This window comes from Fontibacillus forbon (genome assembly GCF_046559655.1).
Classification (GTDB): domain Bacteria; phylum Bacillota; class Bacilli; order Paenibacillales; family Paenibacillaceae; genus Fontibacillus.
The window spans coordinates 743,635-763,726 of record NZ_JBKGFV010000003.1; the positions used below are offsets into that span (position 1 = coordinate 743,635).

16 protein-coding genes are annotated in these 20,092 nt (G+C 38.5%); 15 read left to right on the forward strand and 1 reads right to left on the reverse strand.

Annotated elements, in window-relative coordinates:
• Positions 1-189: 189 nt before the first annotated feature.
• Together ACLB09_RS15395 and galU are read left to right on the forward strand one after the other, a co-directional pair.
• A complete protein-coding gene (locus ACLB09_RS15395) occupies positions 190-387 on the forward strand; it encodes a hypothetical protein (RefSeq protein ID WP_410770710.1) in 198 nt (65 codons plus the stop codon).
• Positions 388-626: 239 nt separating this feature from the next.
• Positions 627-1,493: a UTP--glucose-1-phosphate uridylyltransferase GalU gene (gene galU / locus ACLB09_RS15400; RefSeq protein ID WP_410770711.1), complete on the forward strand. Its 867-nt coding sequence runs from the start codon at positions 627-629 to the stop codon at positions 1,491-1,493.
• Positions 1,494-1,551: 58 nt separating this feature from the next.
• On the opposite strand, the gene ACLB09_RS15405 is transcribed toward galU, so the two are convergent.
• Positions 1,552-4,008 carry an O-antigen ligase family protein gene (locus tag ACLB09_RS15405; protein WP_410770712.1) on the reverse strand — a complete coding sequence of 819 codons (2,457 nt, stop codon included), beginning with the start codon at positions 4,006-4,008 and terminating at the stop codon, positions 1,552-1,554.
• A 53-nt stretch (positions 4,009-4,061) separates the two neighbouring features.
• Here ACLB09_RS15405 and ACLB09_RS15410 point away from each other — a divergent pair, with 53 nt between their 5' ends.
• From ACLB09_RS15410 to ACLB09_RS15470, 13 genes are all read left to right on the forward strand, one after another.
• Entirely contained in the window at positions 4,062-5,399 is a 1,338-nt protein-coding gene (locus ACLB09_RS15410; protein ID WP_410770713.1) for a glycosyltransferase family 4 protein, read from the forward strand.
• Complete coding sequence (locus tag ACLB09_RS15415) at positions 5,396-6,472, forward strand: mannose-1-phosphate guanylyltransferase (protein ID WP_410770714.1); 1,077 nt, start codon at positions 5,396-5,398, stop codon at positions 6,470-6,472. The genes ACLB09_RS15410 and ACLB09_RS15415 overlap by 4 nt, the downstream gene beginning before the upstream one ends.
• 32 nt (positions 6,473-6,504) lie before the next feature.
• The gene (gene gmd, locus ACLB09_RS15420) at positions 6,505-7,470 is read left to right on the forward strand and encodes a GDP-mannose 4,6-dehydratase (protein WP_410770715.1); all 966 of its coding nucleotides are present in this window, start codon (positions 6,505-6,507) and stop codon (positions 7,468-7,470) included.
• Between the two features lie 13 nt (positions 7,471-7,483).
• Complete coding sequence (locus tag ACLB09_RS15425; RefSeq protein WP_410770716.1) at positions 7,484-8,443, forward strand: GDP-mannose 4,6-dehydratase; 960 nt, start codon at positions 7,484-7,486, stop codon at positions 8,441-8,443.
• Between the two features lie 17 nt (positions 8,444-8,460).
• A complete protein-coding gene (locus ACLB09_RS15430) occupies positions 8,461-9,210 on the forward strand; it encodes an ABC transporter permease (RefSeq protein ID WP_410770717.1) in 750 nt (249 codons plus the stop codon).
• A gap of 14 nt (positions 9,211-9,224) precedes the next feature.
• A complete protein-coding gene (locus ACLB09_RS15435) occupies positions 9,225-9,959 on the forward strand; it encodes a hypothetical protein (protein ID WP_410770718.1) in 735 nt (244 codons plus the stop codon).
• Positions 9,946-11,574 carry an ABC transporter ATP-binding protein gene (locus ACLB09_RS15440; RefSeq protein WP_410770719.1) on the forward strand — a complete coding sequence of 543 codons (1,629 nt, stop codon included), beginning with the start codon at positions 9,946-9,948 and terminating at the stop codon, positions 11,572-11,574. The genes ACLB09_RS15435 and ACLB09_RS15440 overlap by 14 nt, the downstream gene beginning before the upstream one ends.
• Positions 11,561-13,390, forward strand: coding sequence for a methyltransferase domain-containing protein (locus ACLB09_RS15445; RefSeq protein WP_410770720.1), 1,830 nt, complete (start codon positions 11,561-11,563; stop codon positions 13,388-13,390). The genes ACLB09_RS15440 and ACLB09_RS15445 overlap by 14 nt, the downstream gene beginning before the upstream one ends.
• The gene (locus ACLB09_RS15450) at positions 13,391-14,434 is read left to right on the forward strand and encodes a glycosyltransferase family 4 protein (RefSeq protein WP_410770721.1); all 1,044 of its coding nucleotides are present in this window, start codon (positions 13,391-13,393) and stop codon (positions 14,432-14,434) included.
• 11 nt (positions 14,435-14,445) lie between these two features.
• Positions 14,446-15,813 carry a glycosyltransferase family 4 protein gene (locus ACLB09_RS15455; RefSeq protein ID WP_410770722.1) on the forward strand — a complete coding sequence of 456 codons (1,368 nt, stop codon included), beginning with the start codon at positions 14,446-14,448 and terminating at the stop codon, positions 15,811-15,813.
• Positions 15,814-15,836: 23 nt separating this feature from the next.
• Entirely contained in the window at positions 15,837-18,053 is a 2,217-nt protein-coding gene (locus ACLB09_RS15460) for a hypothetical protein (protein ID WP_410770723.1), read from the forward strand.
• A gap of 61 nt (positions 18,054-18,114) precedes the next feature.
• Positions 18,115-19,101 (forward strand): lysylphosphatidylglycerol synthase transmembrane domain-containing protein, encoded by a 987-nt coding sequence (locus tag ACLB09_RS15465; protein WP_410770724.1) that lies wholly within the window; start codon positions 18,115-18,117, stop codon positions 19,099-19,101.
• 18 nt (positions 19,102-19,119) lie between these two features.
• A complete protein-coding gene (locus tag ACLB09_RS15470; RefSeq protein WP_410770725.1) occupies positions 19,120-20,082 on the forward strand; it encodes a glycosyltransferase family 2 protein in 963 nt (320 codons plus the stop codon).
• Positions 20,083-20,092 lie beyond the last annotated feature (10 nt).

The window sequence follows — 20,092 nt, forward strand, 5'->3', positions numbered from 1 at the left end:
CGGGGACACACCATAAACCCGCGCTAGTAAAGGGATTTTTAATTGTGAACAATCTGCAAAATAATAAGAAAAATAGGTGATAAACGAAATTTATAACTAAGCAAAAAAACGGTAATGTGATATAATGAAAGCGTAAACAATACAAGTGGACGCTACAATGAAGTCCATTTTTGTAGGAGGGTGAAAGTGATGTTTGAAGGATTCCTCGAAATGCAATCGGTGGTAACGAAAGTTCATGGACGGTTGGAAATCGGCGGTGACCAAGAGTATCGGAAAATCGAATACGGAATGGAGCGCCACCTCCACACCCCAGAACCAGGGAGCCGGAACCGCTGCGAGGAAGCGCCTCAGTCTATCGCGTCGCGCCTTAAATTCTGGGTACAATAAATATTGAAATTACAAAGTAACCTTTTTTAAGCTCCTTACGGATAACGTTCTGTAAGGAGCTTTTTATTAGAAACATTTTGAAGGGTTGGGCTCAAGTACTGGGTTGGACCAGTTAAATACCACTTGATTTGAGACAAACGGATCCAGAGAATATTCTCTGAATCCGCCTGTCTTTTTTTAATGTGAACTATGTTATAATGTCACCATCTTAGAGTATCGGGAAAGGAAGAGAGCCGTTCATGAAAATTCGTAAAGCGATCATTCCCGCTGCGGGGCTGGGTACTCGCTTCCTGCCGGCCACGAAGGCGATGCCGAAGGAAATGCTCCCGATCGTGGATAAGCCGACAATCCAGTATATCGTTGAGGAAGCTGTTGCCTCCGGCATTGAGGATATCATCATTGTTACCGGTAAAGGCAAGCGGGCGATCGAGGATCATTTTGATAACTCCTTTGAACTGGAACATACTTTGTCCGAAAAGGGCAAATGGGAGCTGCTGAACGAAGTCCGCAAGTCCTCGGAAATGGCCGATATTCATTATATCCGGCAGAAGGAGCCGAAAGGTCTGGGGCACGCAATCTGGTGCGCCAGAAAGTTTATCGGTGACGAGCCGTTCGCCGTCCTGCTGGGCGATGACATCGTGGAATCGGAGGTCCCTTGCCTTAAGCAAATGATCGACGTGTACAACTTCCAGAAAGCTTCTGTCGTCGGCGTACAGCCGGTTCCGTGGGAGGAAGTGTCCCGGTATGGGATCGTGGACGGCACCGAAATTGGAGACCGCGTGTATCAAGCCAAACAATTGGTCGAAAAGCCACCGGCGGATCAAGCTCCGTCGAATCTAGCGATCATGGGCAGATATATTCTAACCCCGGCGATCTTCGATATCCTGGATGAGCAGCATGAAGGCGTAGGCGGAGAAATTCAATTAACCGACGCTATTTCGCGGCTGAAGGATTCGGAACGTATCGTAGCTTATCATTTTGACGGCACCCGACATGATGTTGGAGAGAAGCTCGGATTTATTCAGACCACGATTCATTATGCACTTCAAAATAAAGAACTGCGCGATGGATTGCTATCATACATGAGAGAAAAAATTGGGGATTAAAAAAATCGGCACTCTCTTTTAAGAGAGGCCGATTTTTTAGTGCTCAGGGACTTGGGAATTAGAAGGTTAAGTCTGCAATTTGCGTTATCGAATCTTTTTCACTAGGATCCAATTGAATGAGTTGATCATAGACCGCCTGGTCTGTGCCCCCTGACTTCTGTAAAGCAGCCAGATACCAGCGGGCGATTTCCCGATTAGTCGGATCATTCAAATCCGGGCCTAAGCCTTGCTTGAAGATAGCAGCCGCCTCGGCAGGCTTGTTCATCATAAATTGCATCTTGCCGGCATTTAGCGCCATGGCGGGAGTTACGGCAAACGGATTGCCCTGGAACTGTCCTTTAGGCAGGTTCTTCAGATGTTCAACGCCACGGACAACGTGATCAAAGGCTTGTAGGCCAGCGGTGAAGTACTGCTCTTTTTTGGCTGCATCCTGACTCCCCAACGCCTGGTAGCCCATTTCGAACGACTGAACGATAAGTCTTTCATACCAATCTTGATCATAAGTGTAACGGTCAGCATTGTCTTTCAGGACATTATAAGCCTTGTCTGTCTCTCCTTTGAGTTGATAGAGAAGGATAAGCTGGTTGTAGATATTTTTGTTGAAGGCATCCTTTTTCAGCGCATCCGTCAGTAGCCTCAGATCCTCATTATAGAAGGCCTCTTCTTTACTCTGCTCATAAGCAGCCTTCAGGAGAACATTATAATTTAATACGGCATCCGGGTGATTGCTCCGCTTTTTGAGCGCATCCGCAAACGGTGCCCTGATTTCCTGGAAGTCCGAGCTGGTAGCCATTAAAGTTATACCTTTTTGGGTTGCTTTACTAGCCTGAATATATCGAATGGACGTGAAAATCAAGACCAAGGCCCCGATAATCAGAACTGCACTATAAAGGGTTCGGAATCCGGAGGACTTCCAAGCGAATCGCTTCACCGGGCGATTGTCCATCGCAGCGGCCATCCCGCCCAATCCCAAGAAGACTAGCATGCCGATAAAGACATAGCTCATGTTGAAGTCCATTAAACTGTGGATAAGAATCGACAAGACCACGATAAAGTAGATAAAGTAATCATTTCGCTTCGTTTCATCGGAATGAATATAGCCGCGAATATATTTGTAAAAAATAAAGGCAAGGAATGCGAGTAGCACAATGAAACCTAATATCCCGACCTCGACCAGATACTGCATAACGAAGCTGTGCGCCTGGCGGCTGGCGTACGGGTTGTTTTGATATTTTTCGAAGAAAGATGCCCAAGCGCCGCCACCTGCTCCAATCACAGGATAATCTTTGATAACCTTCACGGCATCTTTATAGAACGTCAAGCGTTCAAGTAAACTGTGCTGTTGTAAATTGATGTTTTCCAAACGTTGTCCGATATTCCCCGGAAGAACGTTTTTGAGGCTGGTTCCAAGAAGTAAGACGACAAGGACCACTACAGCCGCGACCGAAACGATTGGCAGCCACAAGTTTGCGAGTTTTTTCGCCGACCAGCGTTCCGTACGCTGCTCCAGCCATGGAGCCAAGTAGCGCTGAATCACCCAAGCCAACGCAGCCACTACTGCTGATGCAACCAGTACGTATCCCCAACCTTTGGCGGGATCGCCGATTTGGCCAAGATGAAATTGCTGCCCCAGTTCGGTGACTGGCTTCGCAATCGCTAGGGTCGCTATTGCAGCAATTATACAATACAGGATCCAAAGAATTTGTTTGGACGGTTTTAAGAACAGTAACAGGATTATAAAGACAACAGGCAGGAACACCAGTCCGCCGCGAGACAGCGTCAGCAGAAGGGACAGAACTATTGGAACAAGCATAAACGCGTGAATTACCTGGCTATACCATTTTTGAGCACGAGTAATCGCGAATACAGCTACGAAGAAGAACGCCATTAGAAAGGCGGCGTATGTATTCGGATATTGGAACACCGAGGCGAGGCGCGGGCCAATAACGTCTACCCAAACGGCCTGATTGTATTGTCCGTTAATAACCGTTGCGGTAAACCATCCAATCATTGCGGAAATTGTCTTCCCTTGGCCCAGCCAATTCAGAAGACCGAATAACACGATGATATATGCGACAGTGACCATAGATGTTTCTATGATAGAATTAGTTAGTTTATTTTGGAGTAAGTAGACACCAAGAATAAATAGAATCGCATAAAGACATTGAATAAGTACAGCATTCATTGCGAAATAATGGCTTACAGCAGGAATCAGAGCAAGAATATACGTAAGTGGAATCAAAAGTATCCCAATCGTAGTCCAATCCCGTTGATCTTCAAGCTTAATCTTCTTGAAGAACGCAGCCACCCAAGCAATGATTAGCAGACTTCCAATGAGCACTGCCCAAAAAATCGGTTTCTCAAAATTGAGTACAAGTCCATTAAACAACCCGGCCTGGAAAGGCGCCCATACCAGGAATAAAATCAGCCCAATCATCAACACCCATAACGCCGCAGGCAAATTTTCCCCATTTCTCGACGTTGCGGCTTTTTTCCCGTATACTGGATTCGACACGTAATTATCTCCTTTGCTAATAGATACGTATGTATTTTAGCATAAGGAATAGAATGGAGCTAGATTCCGGCCAGTTTAACGTCCAAAATTTGGTGGTGTGCAAAATTAAAAACTTTATTTATAAGGTTACATATAAGCTAGCGGTAAAAGTAAAGCCTCTTATCACTTCTATAATTCCGCCGAGTACCAGACAAAAAGTGAAAAAAATGTTATTAAAGAAAGCTTTTCCTATTGAAAAGAGTACTTCACCTCGCACCATTGCTAACGGTATGGAGGGTGTGAATTTGCTGGGCTATTCCAGGGCGGAAATGGGAATCGGCGAATCCTGCAGAATCGCTGCCAATAACTTGGATGCGGTAAACATACCGTTCGGAATCCTCAATTTTACGGGTACGAATAGTGCCAGAATGGAAGACTTGTCATGGGTCCATAAAGAAGTTGCCAAACCTGCGTATAACGTAAATTTGGTGCATGTGAATGCTGAGCAGATGACCGAAATCTATGCGCATTACGGAAATTCGCTTTTTCAAAATAAATATACGATAGGTTATTGGCATTGGGAGCTTCCCGATTTTCCGGACGAGTGGCTCGAAGGTTTCAATTTGGTAGATGAAGTATGGGTTCCGTCTACTTTTGTAGCTGATTCCGTCTCCGTAAAAAGCCCTGTCCCGGTAGTGAAGATTCCTCATTCTATAGAAGTTAAAATTACGGAACCTCGAGATAGAGCTTACTTTCATTTGCCGAATGACGCATTTCTATTCCTTTCTATGTATGACGTGAAAAGTTATCAGGAAAGGAAAAATCCGAAAGCCGCAGTGGAGGCTTTTAAAACGGCCTTTAAGCCGGATGATTTTCGAGTCGGACTTGTATTGAAAGTTAATAGCTACAGAAGCGGATCGGCTGAAATCAAGGCGTTGGAGGCTTTGATAGGAGATTATCGAAACATTTATTTAATTACGGATACGATCAGCCGAAATGATGTTAATGCATTGCTTTCCGTAACAGACTGTTTTGTTTCCTTGCACCGTAGTGAGGGGTTCGGGCTCGGATTGGCTGAAGCCATGTACCTTGGAAAGCCGGTGATCGGAACAAACTGGTCCTCAAATACCGATTTTATGAATACAAGCAATTCCTGTCCTGTTGATTATAAGCTGATCCAAGTGGGAAATGATTACGGCCCGTATAAGGCATACCAGCATTGGGCGGATCCGGACGTTGGTCAAGCAAGAGACTATATGAAGAGGTTAACGGCCGACAAAGAGTTCTATGACAAAATTGCTCTTGCTGGTCAAAGAAATATCAAAGAGAACTTTTCACCGGCGGCTGTCGGTAAATTGATACAAGAACGTTTAAACTACATTGAAATATGGAAGTTTGGAGGAAGACAATGACTATAACATGCGTTATCATGGCTGGAGGTAAAGGTGAACGGTTTTGGCCCAAAAGCAGAACCAATCTTCCTAAGCAATTCCTAAACATCTCAGGAAACAAGTCAATGATTCAACAATCCATAGCCCGGTTGGAAAAGCTGATTGATATCAGTCAAATATTTATCGTGACCAATGGGCTGTATGCTGAATTAATAAAGGCACAAATTCCGCATTTACCTCATGAAAATATTATTATCGAACCGGTGGGAAGAAACACGGCACCATGTATCGGTTTGGCTTCCATATTAATTGAAGAACGATTCCCCGACAGTACCATGATTGTATTACCCTCGGATCATATCATTGAAAATGAAGAGGGCTTTATAAAGATCTTGGAAACGGCTGTGGAAGTGGCGCAAGATAATCAAAGTCTAGTTACTTTGGGGATTCAACCCGGCTATCCGGAAACGGGATACGGATATATAGAAAGTACGGATCATAAGCAAGTAGTTAATGACCTGGAAGTTCTCAAAGTTAATAAATTCGTTGAGAAACCAGATCAAACTACTGCAGAGTCCTATTTACAAGCGGGGAACTATTATTGGAATAGTGGTATCTTTGTTTGGAGAACGGAGGTTATCCGCAAATATATCCAGCAGTTAATGCCGGAGATGCATGATATACTGGAAACGATGCGAGCCGCTTTTGGTAGCATAAATTTTGCTGAAGTTATTAAAGACGAATTCGTTAAGATGCCTGATCAGTCCATTGACTATGGAATTATGGAAAAGGTCGATAACATCTTCGTAATACCCTGCATTTTTGGATGGGACGATGTGGGCAGTTGGACCGCCTTGGAACGAATTAATGAACTTGATGAAAATGGAAACGTTATTAAAGGTAACATTCTAAATCTCGACACCAAAAGATGTATCATAGAAAGTAATGGCAAGTTAATAGCTACCCTAGGCATTGAGGACCTGATTATTGTCGATACCGAAGATGTCACTCTGATTTGTAGTAAGGACAAAGCTCAAGAAGTAAAACTGCTGCTCAAAGAGTTAAGAATGCAGAAGCTGGAACAATACCTATAAATTATATCGAAAAGAACTGGAGAGATTTGATTATGGCGAAAAATGCACTGGTAACCGGAATTACGGGACAAGACGGCTCTTACTTGGCTGAGCTTTTGTTGGAAAAAGGTTATAAGGTTTATGGTCTTCGTCGTAGAACCAGCACACCGATGATGGAAAATATTGAACACATCAAGAATGAGATTGAATTTATTGAAGGTGACTTGTTAGATCAAGGGTCGCTTATTAATGCGGTTCGAAAATCGAATCCGGATGAAGTTTACAATCTGGCTGCACAATCTTTTGTGGCCACATCTTGGGAACAACCCGTTTTGACTGGTCAGGCGACTGCAATCGGAGTCACAAATATGCTGGAGGCTGTTCGCTTAACGAAACCTGAGGCCAGATTCTATCAAGCTTCCAGTAGTGAAATGTTCGGTAAAGTTGTCGAAACACCGCAGAAGGAAACGACCCCTTTTTATCCGCGTAGCCCTTATGGTGTCGCCAAGGTTTACGGCCACTGGATTACCGTGAACTATCGGGAAAGTTATGACATGTATGCGTGTTCCGGAATCTTGTTTAACCATGAATCGCCGCGTCGCGGAGTCGAATTTGTTACCCGTAAAGTAACGGATGCGGTAGCGAGAATCAAAATGGGACTCCAAAGCGAACTGCGCATGGGTAATTTGGATGCCAAAAGAGATTGGGGTTTTGCTGGCGATTATGTTAAAGCCATGTGGCTGATGTTGCAGCAAGACACACCGGATGATTATGTCATTTCAACAGGAGAAACACATACTGTTCATGAGCTTGTTGAAATTGCTTTTGGACATGCAGGACTGAATTGGAGAGATTATGTTGTTATCGATCCTAAATTTGTTCGCCCGGCTGAGGTTGATTTATTGCTTGGGGATAGCTCGAAAGCACAGGAGAAGCTTGGATGGAAATTGGAAGTTGGTTTTGAAGAATTGGTGAAAATGATGGTGGATAGTGATTTAAAGAAGCTAAACCAAAAGTAAAGGGAAATATACCGTGAAAACTGCTCTGATTACTGGCGTGAATGGATTTGCTGGACGACATTTGGCTCAGCTGTTAAAGAGTCAATGTATTAAAGTTTACGGGATAACAAGATCGGCCCCTACATGTTTTTCCGAGAATTCCATTGATGAATTAATTATCTCCGATATGGATAGCAAAGAAGAATGCGTTCAAGTATTAACCACGGCAAAGCCGGACGTTATATTTCACTTGGCTGCACAGAGCAATGTAAAAGAAGCTTGGGAACAGCCGAGTGACACTTTTTTCTCGAATACGGTTAAAACAATGTATTTATTTGAAGCTGCTAAACGAGTATCCCGCGATATCCGCATTTTAAGCATAGGTTCATCCGAGGAGTATGGTTATTCGAAGCAGATGGAGTTTCCCATAAAAGAGGATAGTATCCTTAATCCTACCAATCCGTATGGCGTATCCAAGATGAGTGCGGGGTTAATGGCCAAGCAATTCTTTGAAGGTTTCGGCATGGATATCATTCATGTTAGACCCTTTAATCATATTGGACCAGGCCAGAAAAAGGGATTTGTTGTACCGGATTTCGCTCATCAAATTGTGAATATTGAAAAAGGCAGGCAGAAGCCGGTTATTTCAGTCGGGAATCTTTCCTCTTTAAGAGATTTCACGGATGTCAGAGATATAGTCAATGGATATAGATTAATTGCTGAGAAGGGAATAAAGGGCCAGATTTACAACCTTTGTTCGGGAAAACCGACCGCTATCGAAGACTTGCTATATGCAATGATATCTTTATCTCCTTCGGATATAACAATAGAGGTGGATCCGGATAAACTAAGGCCGGTTGATATTCCAATCTATTATGGAAGCAATGATAAAGTCATAAATCAGACTTCTTGGGAGAGAAAGATAGATCTGAATCGCAGCCTTGAAGATGTTTTAGAGGAAATCAGAAAAGAAGAGTGGTTAGAAAAATTATGAGAAGTGGTACCCTTTATATGATTTGGGATATGGTTAAAAGGGATTTTCGCAATAAATACGCAGGCTCAGTATTCGGATTGTTATGGAATCTTCTGATGCCAATCGCATATATTATTATTTACACTACGGTATTCTCACAACTCATGGCAGCCAAGTTACCGGGAATGACTACTGGTAAATTTGATTATAGCGTTTATTTAAGTTCGGGTATCTTAGCATGGACCATTTTTAATACAACAATCACCAGGTTTCAAAATGTTTTTATTGAGAATTCGAATATCGTAAAGAAAATATATTTCCCTAAATCCATACTTGTCTTTTCGTTGACAGTTTCTTCGATTATTGAGTTGGTCATTAATTACTCTTTGTTATTTTTAGTTTTATTGGGAATTGGCTACGACCTGCATTTTAGTTACATTGCTGTGCTTGTAATTATAATTCTGCAACAAATTTTCTGTACAGGCATAGGACTGATCCTTTCTGTCCTTAATGTTCACTTTCGTGACTTAAACCAAATTACATCAATAATTATTCAAGTTTGGTTTTGGCTTACGCCTATCGTATATGTCTTGGATATTTTACCGGATGGATTGAAGAAGACCATGTCATTCAATCCTCTTTATTATTTTATCGAATCTTATCAAATTCTGATTTTGCAGGGGGATATTGTTAATTTTATCAACATATTCTTGATTTCAATCTTTACCTTCCTATTTGGATGGATAGTTTATAAGCGCATGATAAATGAAATATCCGACTTGATTTAAATCTGGAGGGGAACATGGAAAAACTTAACTTTAATGAAGAGCAATTGAAAAAGCGGATTCACGATAGAATTTTGTTTAAACTAAATAATTCTTTACCGCTCCAAGCAACCTCTAATCAAAACGATGCTGCGTTGAAACCATTAATCGATAATCATAATATTTTAGAGGTTGAATTCTTTTCTCATCGAAAATTTGCAGGGAAAATTATTGTTTCCACAAAGAAGCTTTTGAGGAAATTGCTTCGCCCGATTTTTATGAAGCAGATTCAATTTAATCAGAAGGTAATCGACCAGTTATATGTTGTTGACCGGCAATTGGTGGACAATGACGCCTCAAATAAGGAGCTTTTTAAAAGTATATCTGTTGAAATAACCAATGATATTATCGATGAGTGCAAAATAGCACTCCAGGAAGTGGTCAGTTCCAATGTGGAGAGTATCCGTAATTATTACGAAGATGAGCTTCAGACTAGAATCAATGAACAGATAGTGGAGCAGATAAGTATCCGCGAAAGTCAAATGAATGAAAAAATAAATGCAATAAAAATTCAATTATCTAAGGATATAAAAAGCAACCTTTTTAGGGATCTTGCGGTATTTGAAGGAAACCATAATAATGAGTTGAATCGATACCATCTGCTTCTGATGGCTTTAAGAGAAAATCCGGAGAATTTGGATCTTGAGGCTGAAGTGTTATCAGCTTTTGAAAGTATGAACAAAAGTGGGTTGAAAACGAATGAGTCTATATAATGCGAGGATAACTCCAGTCGTTGAAGAAACAGAAGTTAATACAACTTCAGGTAGAATGAGCTCAATTTCCTTATTAATTACAAACACGGGTGAGGAAGTGTGGTACGCGTATAATAAAGATCACCCGGTTTTAATAGGCTATCATTATAAAAATGATAAGGGTACTGTTACAGAAGGCATGCGTACTAAATTGCCATATAATATAGCCCCTGGTGAGAGCGTATTAGTAAAATGCAACTATATTGTTTATTCAAAACTCGATTCCATAGACATGGAGTGGGATTTAGTGCGCGAGGGGGATTCCTGGTTCAAATCATATGGATCGGATTCTCTCATTATCGGAGTGAATTTAACTAAGGATTCATCTAATGATGAAGAAAGTGGCATAGATCAGAACTTGGCGATTGTTTGTAAGGGATTGAGTAAAAAGTTTAAATTGTATTCTCAAAATAGCGCTAAATTGATTGAATTATTTACTGCTGGAATAGTAAAAAAACATCAAGAATTTTGGGCTTTGAAAAATCTTTCGTTCGAGGTGAAAAAAGGGGAAACTTACGGGATTATTGGTTTTAATGGTTCCGGAAAAAGCACTTTACTTAGCATCCTTGCTCAAACAAAGCAACATACCCAGGGCGTTTTTAAAGTTAACGGCAGAATTGCAGCATTGCTTGAACTAGGAGCGGGATTTCATCCGGAATTAACAGGCAGACAGAATGTTATCTACAATAGTTATTTATATAGCATTCCAAGTCATGAAATAGAAAAAAAGATGGGGGCTATCCAAGAATTTGCCGCTATTGGGGAGTTTTTTGATAAACCGGTGAAAAGCTATTCGAGTGGGATGTATGTTAGGCTAGCGTTTTCATTGGCCATTCATGTTGACCCGGATGTACTTATAATCGATGAGGCTTTGGCAGTCGGGGATGAAGTGTTTCAAAGAAAATGCTATTCGAAATTTGAAGAATTTAAGGCTTTGGGAAAAACAATTATTTTAGTAACACATGATCTGAATGCTGTTAGAGCTTTATGTGACCGGGTGGGCATCATTTATGACGGAAGTTTAATATTCGAGGGTAGTTCAAATGAAGTTGTGAACTATTATCAAAAGATGTCATTGACTGCAAATCTCCAAGTGGCTGAAAAAAGTGAAGAGGACCAGCAAAAGTTGAGATACGGGAACGGTAAAGCGAAGATTGCAGAATATGAGGTATTGGATCAAGCCGGGAAGGAAACAACGGTCTACCGAACAGGAGACAAAATCACCATTCGGCTCAAGGTAAAGGTGAATGACACAATTATAACTCCGGTATTCGGAGTGATTTTTAAAACTATAAATGGAATCGAAGTATTCGGAACAAACTCGAGGCTTCTCAAAAGTACTATCGATAGATTGAACAATGGAGACAATGTATGCTACGAGTTGACACTTCCTCTTTATCTAAATGAAGGAAGCTATTTTTTGAGTTTTGGCATTACCGATCAAAGTGGAGGGGACGTAGTTACTATCGATCGGATGATAGATACTACGTTCATTAGAGTTATCTCAGAGGTACCATGTTTAGGTCTGGCCAATCTTAACTTAGGAGCTGAATCGAAACATTATGTCACTAAATAATAGTAGACCGTTAATTTATTTTTTTTGTTTTAGTTATAAGGACGAGAAAGATATTGAAGCCATCAAAAAAGAAGCGAAGACTTATTTTAACGAATTCTCAAAAAGTTTTCGTGATTTCGAATACAGGTTTGTTTCATTGGAAAGTGATCTTCAGGATAACGTTGAAATTTATGATGAAAATGAAAATGTCTATTACTGGTCTTATAACTTTTCCGAACTGATCTCCAGACATAATCCGGGACTTATCCATATTTTTCATGATGATCTAGATGCGTATCAATTGTTTGAAAGAAATTATGATACAGATAGTAGGGTTACTTTATTTAATGTAACCGGAATGGAGCCTTTGAAGAGAACAGATGAGCAATTTCTTGAACATCTCTCGCACGCCATAGATGTAGGTAATTTGCAAATTATCAGTCAATCGGAGGCTGTTAGGGAAAATTTATCTACGTACGGCCTGCGTTCTACTTTTATGAACAATTTTAGCAACATTCAATGGGGAGAAGCAAAGAAAAAGAGAAACGGCAATTTCACTATAGGATTTGCTTCTTCGCCAATGACCTCTGATACTTGGGTCCAGAGAGGCATGGACTTGATTTTAGAGTTAGCCTCTATTTGCAGGGGCTATACTTTTAAAATTTCATGGAGGTCGAATGAAACGGAAAAGCTGTATCAGGAAATTAAGAAGAGGGACCTTACTAATCTTCATGTGCATGAAGGTTACTTAAATATGGTCGACTTCTATAGCGATATCGACACTATTATTTTGCCATACGTGACTTATGAGAATAATCATTCAAGTCCGTTGTCGCTTATTGAAAGCCTAATACTTGGCATTCCAGCTATTGTTACGAACGTGGTGGGATTAGCTCGATTGGTCGAAACTTACGGCATGGGAGTTACAGGAGAACCCAATGTCGATAGTTTAAAAGATTGTATTGAGAAATTAGCCGAAAATTACGATGAGTATTTAAACAATACTTCTAAATATGGAAGGGAATTGTTTTACTTAAATAGTGAAAATAAGTTGAGGTACTTTAAACTATATAAGAATTTGACTGCTCAAGAAGCTGCGCCAAAGCTTGGTGAATGGAGAAGGATGCTGGAGGAAACAGGTAAGTATTTAGTCTGCGGAAAAGTTGGAATGAAAGAATATTATAATGATAAATTTATTGCTGAAAATTATGATGAAGATCGGTTTGTCGACTACCCCATGAGGACGTATAATAGATTGGAGAAAAGCGCAATTCATTTTTTCATTAAAAACTTTACTCCTGGCTCCAATTTGTCAATTCTTGATATTGCATCAGGTGAAGGGCGAATATTGGAAGAGTTGGTTGGCTACGGTAAATGTACTGCTGTTGAAAACTCTTCTTTTATGATATCCGTTTCTGCTAAAAAACTTTCAGGTAAAGGAAAGTTAGTATATGTAAAGGAAGATATTTTCGATTTTGAAACTACTGAAAAGTTTGATGTTATTACTATATTTAGGTTCATTAGACACTATAACTATAGCGATCGGAAAAAAATTTATAAAAAACTATTCGAATCATTGAGTGCTAATGGGATTATTATTTGCGACTTTCCAAATAAATTAGTTGAGGGCCAATTAAGAAATCGTTATCAATGGCATGTTTTCAATGTATATGACGCATTCTGGCATATGAATGAAATTTTAGATGAATTATCAGACAATGGGTTTAAATTAATTCATAACATTCCTGTAGGGGAATTGCTTTTACCTAGTGATAGAGTCGGCGACTTGATGGAACCACTAGCCAACATCGTTTGTTTTGGGAAGGAAAATAGATAAATGAAGAAAAAAATTGCTATTTGCCATTCTCATGTTCCATTTGTTGAAGGAGGCGCAGAACTCTTAGTTAACTCTTTAAAAAGAGAGTTGTGCAACAGGAACTATTCCGTGGATATTATTCAACTCCCTTTCAAATGGTACCCGAACGAGCAGCTTATTCAAAGCATGATGAACTGGAAATTCATAGATTTATCCGAGAGTAATGGAGAGAAAATAGACCTGGTTATAGGTACGAAATTCCCTTCCTATGGCATAGAACATAAGAATAAAGTTACCTGGTTGGTACATCAATTTAGGCAAGTTTATGATTTGCTGGGTACACAATACAGTAATTATGATTATTCTCCTGAGAGTTTGTCGATAAAAGAACTAATAAGTCGATATGATTATAATAGTCTCTCTGATTCAAAAAGAATATATACAATTGCTCAGAATACAACAGATCGGTTAGCCAAATATAACAAAATCGATTCTGAAGTGCTCTATCATCCTCCTAAGCATGTCGGTTTATATTATTCTAATAATTTTGATAACTATATACTTTCTGTCGGCAGATTGGACAAGCTTAAGAGAGTAGATATATTGATAGAGTCGTTAAAAAGTTCAAACCCTAATGTTAAATGCATAATTGCAGGACAAGGCCCTGAAAGAGAAAATCTTCAACGGCTAGCGGCTAAACTTGGTTTGTCAGATAGGGTGAAATTCCTTGGATTTGTTGAGGACAAGCAATTGCTTGATCTGTACGCGAACTGTTTGGCGGTTTACTTTGCTCCATATGATGAAGATTATGGATATATAACATTAGAGGCATTCTTATCATCAAAACCGGTTATTACTTTGAATGACACCGGCGGAGTGCTCGAATTTGTAAAAGATGGAGTTAGCGGATATGTCTCTTCGAATTCCTCCCAGATTTCATCGAAAATGGATTATTTGTTTCATAATAAACATGTTGCAAAAGAATTCGGAAACACAGGATATGAATCTGTAAAATATATATCTTGGGATCATGTTATAGACCGTTTGACGGAGACGATAAGATAGGGGTTTAAATATTGAAGAAGATTGCGTATTTTTCACCGTTAAATCCGATTCGATCAGGGATTTCTGACTACAGTGAAGATCTATTGCCGGAGTTGTCTAAGGTTTATGACGTAGAAGTATACGTCGAAAATGGATTTCAAGTTGAAAACACCAACATAAAAGAGAATTTCGTAATAAGAGAGTATGCTGAATTTTCTAAGAGATATAATGATAAACAATACAGTGCAATTCTTTATCATATGGGAAATAACTACTCGGCGCACAAAGGAATTTATGAATTTATCTTGAAATATCCTGGAATTGTGGTTTTGCATGACTATTCATTGCATCATTTCTTCGCAGCTAAGACATTGGAACAGGGCAACTTAGATGGATATCGTGAAGAGATGTTGTATTGTCATGGTAAAGAGGGTCTTGATGAGGCAAATAGGTTTTTAAATGGCGAAATATCTCCGATATGGGAGAGTAACTCGCTAAAGTTTCCACTTAACTTACGAATATTGGATCATTCCGCAGGCATTATTGTGCATTCCCAGTTTGCTAAGGATCTTCTTCAACAACAGGCGGGTTATGTACCCATTGAGGTTGTTCCCATCCCGGCCCCACATATTAGCAGCATTGATAATTTGGAATTTGAAAAAGAAACGGCCAGGATAGAGCTAGGTATTGATCAAAGAGATTTTGTAATCAGCGCCTTGGGTTATGCGAATCCTACTAAAAGGATAGATAAAGTAATTGAGGCAATTTCATTCATTAAATCAAGACAATTAATTGATAACCTTAAGTTTTACATTGTTGGCGAAGTTGCGCCTTCTTATCCCCTAAAAGAGATAGTAAAAAAATATAAGTTGGAGAAGGAAGTGGTTTTTACAGGATATGTAGATCTTGAAGGGTTTGACAAGTATATCGCTGCTTCTGATATGTGCATTAATTTAAGATATCCGACTCAGGGTGAAAATTCTGCAAGTTTACTAAAGATAATGGGACATGGAAAACCCGTGATAACAACTAATATAGGAAGTTTTAGGGAATTCCCAAAGAAATTAGTCCATAAAATCGAATATGGAAGTACAGAAGTCATTGAATTAGTAAATTCAATGCATGAGGTAAGTCAAACGGATAGAGCTCAATTATCTTTGAATATTTTAGAGTACGTAAAAAATAACAGTAGTTTGGCTATCTGTGCCAATAAATATGACATGTTTGTAAGCAGAATATCTACCGAAGGAAATAACTTAATGTTAGGATTAAATCAATATATTAATAACTACATTTCTCAAATGAATAGTAAACATCATTCTTTTGGCCCTCACTTGGAGACAATGATCGACAACTCGATACCGATTGTAAGCAAATCGTTTGAAAAAAGATTTAATTAATTTATATCTGGAGCTGAGATTTAGTGCCGAATCAACTGTTGATTTTTCTTTTATTGGTTGTAGTTGTTTTTATTTCAGGTTTTTGGTTGTCTGTTTTTTTGCTTGGGAATAAACTTAGAAATTATAAGTTCTTATTTACTTTTTTACTTGGTACAGTATGGCTTATACTTATTAGTTCATGGGTAAGTTATTTAGGCTTTTCAATGAAAGATTCCTATTTATATATTCTTTTAGTTACGGTTATCATCGATATCATTGCATTATTAAGTGAAATAAGAAATAAAAGATTACGCGAATGGATCCCGGGAAAATATCAAATAATAGTGTTGTTTTGTGGTCTTATTTCGTCGCTAATTATTTTATTTCCTATATTGTATTTTAAAGCTTTTAATCCGTATACCGATGGTTTCACTTACATCTCGATTGCAGACTATTTATTGAATCATAGTTATTTTCAACCGGCAGATCCAAATCCCTATTATCCTTGGCTAACTCAGATGAAATTGTACCAGGATGCGGGTTACCGTATGGGGGCCCAGTTTCTGCTCTCTTTTATGACAGCATTATTTAACCGCGAAATGTCATTAGAAGTCTATATGCCTGTTACTGCTTTGAGCCAGTTTCTATTAGTAGTTGTTATGTGGTTGTTTTGTAAAGAAGGAATCAAAATTTCTACGAAGGCATCTTTGATTGCTGTTTTTTTTACGGCAATACATTTAAGCATACCTATTAATAGTGCTTTGTGGGGGTTCTATCCGCAAGCTTTTGGCGTAGTTTTAGGCGCTGCCGTATTTATGTTGTTTCTTAACAAAGATATATGGGAGGGTCCCGGAAGTTCATCTGATAGATGGAAAATGCTCATAGTAACCTCTTTAGTTTCCGCAAGTACAGTTATTACTTATAGCGAATACGTGCCTTTTATAGCATTATCGGTATTTTTTCTGCTCGTATTCCATTTAATAGTTTCGAAAAGTTACAAGTATGTATTCAGTAATATTATTGGTTTAATTATATTAATTAGTATTTTTAGCAATGTAGGCTTAATAAAAGCAATTGGGGCAATCAGACATCAACTTGGTGTTGTGGTGGGCTGGCATATACCTTATGATTTGTGGCAATATCTCCTTATGACTCTTTCTTTAAACCCAATATATAATGCACATTCAATGTTCTTAAACCATCATTTTCTGTTTTTTATTGTTTCGTGTCTAGCTTCTTTAATATTGTTTATTGTCTTGAAATATTTCATATTAAATAGGGATATGGCTCAGTATCGGCGGCAGATATTCCTGGTGGCCTCTTCCTTTATTCTTATGTTGATCTATTTTACCTTTTTTGCTGACAATCCATGGTTTAGTGATAAAATGGGTCATTCTTGGAATATACACAAAATAATACAGTATATGTTTTTTATATTCCCGCCAATTATCGGCTTGTCACTTTATGATTTTTGGAATAAAAGCAAAATAAATAAATTCATTTCAACTTTCTTAGTTCTTGGATATATCCCTATAGTTCTTGTTTTTACCTATCACTATTCTTTGATGAGTACTGAACAAATGAGAACGTATACTGGAAACAACGAAAATCCGATTTATGAATACTATAAATTAAAGGATACTTACAAAGACGAGAAGAGGCCCATTAATCTTGCACTATCAACTGACTTGACAAAACATCGTCAGATGATTGCATATTTTTTGAAAAATAACAATTTAGTTAGCGATTGGTCCGATGATGGATACATTAGCGGTAGTATGTCGGCAGAAAATCGCAACTTAAGTTTCGATAGCAAGGGAATAACCCTTATGTTCAATCAACATGCAGCCAATAAAATTGCCAATATGGAATTGGTGACTGGAAAGGTAATTACGAATTTTATTTCAGGTGTCTATGGTTTGGAAAAAAATGAAACTCAAAGCTGGCATTGGTCTTCCGGTGATGTAAAAATTAACGTGTTTAATCCCTCGGTTGATAATGAAAAGAAAATTGCTAGATTCATTTTCAGTGTGGGTCTTCCTCCCGGAGTAGCTGAGTCAAAAGCCATTGATGTAATTTATAATGGCAATCATATAAAAGAATTGGTAATTGAACCGACCCAATCTAATCCAATCGACCTTTCTCTTGAAATTGATCCTGGGGAAAGCAAATTAGAGTTAAAAATGAGGAGTGGACCAGTAAAAATTGCTGGCGAAGACAGAGAATTAGGCTTCTCTATAATTGATTTTCAAAGTCAATAAAATGTGAATATCCTTTTTTGCTGATATAAATGATTTCACAGTATTGAATAGGGGCGATTTAATGCAGAAAGTTAAGGTTATCTTTGGAATCGCGATCAGTGTGTTCTTTATTTTCCTGTTAGGAAGGAACTTGAATCTAGCGGATTTAGGAAAGGCGTTTAATAGCATAAACTACACTATCATTATTCCTGCTGTTTTAATCCAAATTTCGAGTTATTGGGTACGTAGTGTAAGATGGAAATACATTTTATCAGGAATAAAACCAATGAAAACTAAAGAGCTACTACCTATTATATCAATTAGCTATATGGCAAATAATTTATTGCCTTTACGTATTGGTGAGTTCGTAAGAGCCTATTTAGTAAGTAAAAAAGGTAAAATTAGTGCTGCTGCTTCCTTTTCCACAATCTTGTTGGAACGGATTTACGATGGGATAACGCTACTTCTTTTTTTGGGTTTTACCGCTTTATTATTTCCGTTTCCTGATTGGGTTAAGCAAATAGGCATCTTAACAACTTTACTGTTTCTAGGAGCTTTAATATTTTCGGTAGGTATAGTGTCATTTAGATCAAAAACGATGCAGCTTGTTAACTGGGGGTTGAAAATTTTTCCTAAACGTCTCCATGCGAAATTGTCCGCATTAATTGATAAATTAATAGTAGGATTAGAGGTTGTTAAGAATAAAAGAGCACTATTACCAATAGCTTTTTATTCTATACTCATATGGCTTATGGAGGCTAGTTTGTTTTATGCTATTGCCGAAGCATTTGATTTCTCCAGTACGGTATACATTGCATTATTCACTCTTGTAATTGTCAATTTGGGTATCATGATACCATCCTCGCCTGGATATATTGGAACTTTTGAATTTTTTGTGAGTAAATCCTTAGGCGTATTTGGTATTATTAAAGAGTTAGCATTGGGATATTCAGTAATACTTAGAATTACACAGTATATCCCTATTACAATTATAGGCTTTATATTTATGCTTAAAGAAGGACTTTCTTTTAAGTCCATCACAAAGTTATCTCAGAATGAGGAAGAATAAGTTTTACGGAGGAGAATAATGAACAAAGTAGTTTCTATAATTGTTCCAGTTTACAATGAGCAATACAACATTAAGCCTATGTATGAACGTGTATCTGCTGTTTTTGAGAAGTTATCGAACTATACATTCGAATTAATTTATGTAGATAATTGCAGCACGGATGCTACAGTTGATGAAATCTCCAAAATAATTGAATTTGATGAGAATGTTAAAGCTATCACTATGTCGAGAAACTTTGGAAGTTCTCAACCCAGTAATATTGCAGGCTTGAATAATGCTGCCGGTGATGCAGTTGTTATAATTGATGGCGACATTCAAGATCCTCCTGAAATGATAGAGCAATTCATAAAAAAGTGGGAGGAAGGTTATGAAGTAGTTTACGGGGTAAGGAAGAAAAGAAAAGGGTCCTTGGCTCGAAGAATTGGATATAAGGCTTTTTATCGGTTATTTAAGAAGATGTCCTATATTGATATTCCTCTAGATGCAGGTGATTTTGGCTTAATTGACCGAAGAGTGGCCGAGGAAATTAAACAGCTTAACGAGAATGAAATGTTTTTTAGAGGGCTTCGTGCATGGGTTGGCTTTAAACAAATCGGTATAGAATATACCCGCGATGACCGTCAGCATGGAAATACTAGCATACCTTTCCTAGCTAATTTAAAATGGGCTAAAATGGGGATCTTTAATTTTTCGTACAAGCCTCTTGAATGGATTTCAACCACAGCTTTCTTTTTAACTTTAATCTCGTTAGCCGGAATAATTTATTACGTATTGCTGCACTTTTTAAAACCAGATACACCCTATGGCTTTTCTACAATTATAGTATTAATTTTATTTTTAGGTGCAGCACAATTATTGGCTTTGAGCATCATTGGAGAATATGTGGCCAGGATTTTTAATGAGGTTAAGAAGAGACCGCGGTATATTATAAGAGAAGTTATAAGCCAGAAAGACAAGACGACTGACGGGCAACAGGACTAAAATTACGAGG